Annotated in this window: 1 rRNA gene; it reads left to right on the forward strand. The window is 53.2% G+C overall.

From position 1 onward, the window contains the following. Nucleotides 1–545: 545 nt before the first annotated feature. Nucleotides 546–3,423: ribosomal RNA gene (locus GFM02_RS34615) — 23S ribosomal RNA — on the forward strand. The last annotated feature ends 20 nt before the right edge of the window (nt 3,424–3,443 follow it).

Consider the following 3,443-nt stretch of genomic DNA (forward strand, 5'->3'; position numbering starts at 1 on the left):
GCATCGGCTTATGGCTGATGCGTGTTCTGCATACATTGTGAAGAGAAGATTGATCTGGAGGCTTCCAGGTGTTTTGGGTTCTGCCCAAGGCGTCCGAGCCCAGTTCTGATGATCCCATGGATGGCCTAGCCGGCCGGATATGGGTGAAGGACTGGAGGGTGGAAGGAAGCTTGTCACTCTGGATCGTCAGCGTAAACCGCATAGCGGTTTATCGCGTGTTGTTCGTAGCCTTCGGGCTTCGTCTGACGGACGATCGGATTACCGTTGCCTGACCGCGCGGTATCGGATCATATCTCGAGAAGCTGGTCTTAAGACAGGCTGCAAGCGAGCTGCTCGGCGTAGCTCCAATAAAGCAGACCTGTCGAACACGTTAATGGCATTGTTAGAAAGCGTGATTGTAAAAGGTAATCACGCATGTTTGGCCCGACCGGTTCGGCAATCGCAAGGTTGTCGGTATGGTCGGATTTGGCACCCCGCGAGGCGCAAGCGAAGCGGACAAGGTCTGCCAAATCAAACAAAAGACGATGAGCATTGGCAATGAGAACGATTAAGTGTCGTAAGGGCATTTGGTGGATGCCTTGGCATGCACAGGCGATGAAGGACGTGATACGCTGCGAAAAGCCGTGGGGAGCTGCGAATGAGCTTTGATCCATGGATCTCCGAATGGGGCAACCCACCTTAAATGCTTGGGAATCTGGCGCCGCAGGCGCCGCGAATAGCGAATAGTGAGTAGCGAATAGTTTTTAAATTCTATTCGCTATTCGCTAACAACTATTCGCTGCGTCGCAAGGCGACGCCAGGTTCCAAGCATTGTGATAAGGTATCTGCACCTGAATACATAGGGTGTAAGAAGCGAACGCAGGGAACTGAAACATCTAAGTACCTGCAGGAAAGGACATCAACCGAGACTCCGCAAGTAGTGGCGAGCGAACGCGGACCAGGCCAGTGGCAATTGTGATTAAAGTGGAACGCTCTGGAAAGTGCGGCCGTAGTGGGTGACAGCCCCGTACGCGTAGATATCATGATTGTCCTAGAGTAGGGCGGGACACGAGAAATCCTGTCTGAACATGGGGAGACCACTCTCCAAGCCTAAGTACTCGTGCATGACCGATAGCGAACAAGTACCGTGAGGGAAAGGTGAAAAGCACCCCGACAAGGGGAGTGAAATAGAACCTGAAACCGGATGCCTACAAACAGTCGGAGCCCGCAAGGGTGACGGCGTACCTTTTGTATAATGGGTCAACGACTTAGTGTAACAAGCAAGCTTAAGCCGGTAGGTGTAGGCGAAGCGAAAGCGAGTCTGAATAGGGCGATATAGTTTGTTGCATTAGACCCGAAACCGAGTGATCTAGCCATGAGCAGGTTGAAGGTTGGGTAACACCAACTGGAGGACCGAACCCGCATCTGTTGCAATAGATTGGGATGACTTGTGGCTAGGGGTGAAAGGCCAATCAAACTCGGAAATAGCTGGTTCTCCGCGAAATCTATTTAGGTAGAGCGTCGAGCGAATACCCCCGGGGGTAGAGCACTGGATGGGCTATGGGGACTCACCGTCTTACTGATCCTAACCAAACTCCGAATACCGGGGAGTACTACTCGGCAGACACACGGCGGGTGCTAACGTCCGTCGTGAAAAGGGCAACAACCCTAACCTCCAGCTAAGGTCCCCAAGTCATGGCTAAGTGGGAAAGGATGTGAGGATCCCAAAACAACCAGGATGTTGGCTTAGAAGCAGCCATCATTTAAAGAAAGCGTAACAGCTCACTGGTCTAAATAAGGGTCTTTGCGCCGAAAATGTAACGGGGCTGAAGCCATGCACCGAAGCTGAGGATGTGTAGCAATACACGTGGTAGCGGAGCGTTCCGTAAGCTGATGAAGGGAGACCTGTGAGGGCTCCTGGAGGTATCGGAAGTGCGAATGTTGACATGAGTAACGATAAAGAGGGTGAGAGACCCTCTCGCCGAAAGACCAAGGGTTCCTGCTTAAAGTTAATCTGAGCAGGGTTAGCCGGCCCCTAAGGCGAGGCAGAAATGCGTAGTCGATGGGAACCACGTTAATATTCGTGGGCCTGGTGGTAGTGACGGATTGCACAAGTTGTTCATTCTTATTGGATTGGATGGGCAGCGGAGCGGTTCCAGGAAATAGCTCCACCGTATAGACCGTACCCGAAACCGACACAGGTGGTCAGGTAGAGTATACCAAGGCGCTTGAGAGAACTATGTTGAAGGAACTCGGCAAATTGCACGCGTAACTTCGGAAGAAGCGTGACCCCATTTTACGCAAGTATGATGGGGTGGCACAGACCAGGGGGTAGCGACTGTTTATCAAAAACACAGGGCTCTGCGAAGTCGCAAGACGACGTATAGGGTCTGACGCCTGCCCGGTGCTGGAAGGTTAAGAGGAGAGGTGCAAGCTTTGAATCGAAGCCCCAGTAAACGGCGGCCGTAACTATAACGGTCCTAAGGTAGCGAAATTCCTTGTCGGGTAAGTTCCGACCTGCACGAATGGCGTAACGACTTCCCCGCTGTCTCCAACATAGACTCAGTGAAATTGAATTCCCCGTGAAGATGCGGGGTTCCTGCGGTCAGACGGAAAGACCCCGTGCACCTTTACTATAGCTTTACACTGGCATTCGTGTCGGCATGTGTAGGATAGGTGGTAGGCTTTGAAGCGGGGACGCCAGTTTCCGTGGAGCCATCCTTGAAATACCACCCTTATCGTCATGGATGTCTAACCGCGGCCCGTCATCCGGGTCCGGGACAGTGTATGGTGGGTAGTTTGACTGGGGCGGTCGCCTCCGAAAGAGTAACGGAGGCGCGCGATGGTGGGCTCAGACCGGTCGGAAATCGGTCGTCGAGTGCAATGGCATAAGCCCGCCTGACTGCGAGACTGACAAGTCGAGCAGAGACGAAAGTCGGTCATAGTGATCCGGTGGTCCCGTGTGGAAGGGCCATCGCTCAACGGATAAAAGGTACGCCGGGGATAACAGGCTGATGACCCCCAAGAGTCCATATCGACGGGGTTGTTTGGCACCTCGATGTCGGCTCATCGCATCCTGGGGCTGGAGCAGGTCCCAAGGGTTTGGCTGTTCGCCAATTAAAGCGGTACGTGAGCTGGGTTCAGAACGTCGTGAGACAGTTCGGTCCCTATCTGCCGTGGGTGTAGGAATATTGACAGGATCTGTCCCTAGTACGAGAGGACCGGGATGGACATATCTCTGGTGGACCTGTTGTCCTGCCAAGGGCATAGCAGGGTAGCTACATATGGACGGGATAACCGCTGAAGGCATCTAAGCGGGAAACCCACCTGAAAACGAGTATTCCCTATCAGAGCCGTGGAAGACGACCACGTTGATAGGCCGGGTGTGGAAGTGCGGCAACGCATGAAGCTTACCGGTACTAATAGCTCGATCGGCTTGATCGTTCTCATTGACTATGCTCATC

This window comes from Rhizobium leguminosarum bv. viciae, from assembly GCF_012276115.1.
GTDB classification, from domain to species: domain Bacteria; phylum Pseudomonadota; class Alphaproteobacteria; order Rhizobiales; family Rhizobiaceae; genus Rhizobium; species Rhizobium leguminosarum_T.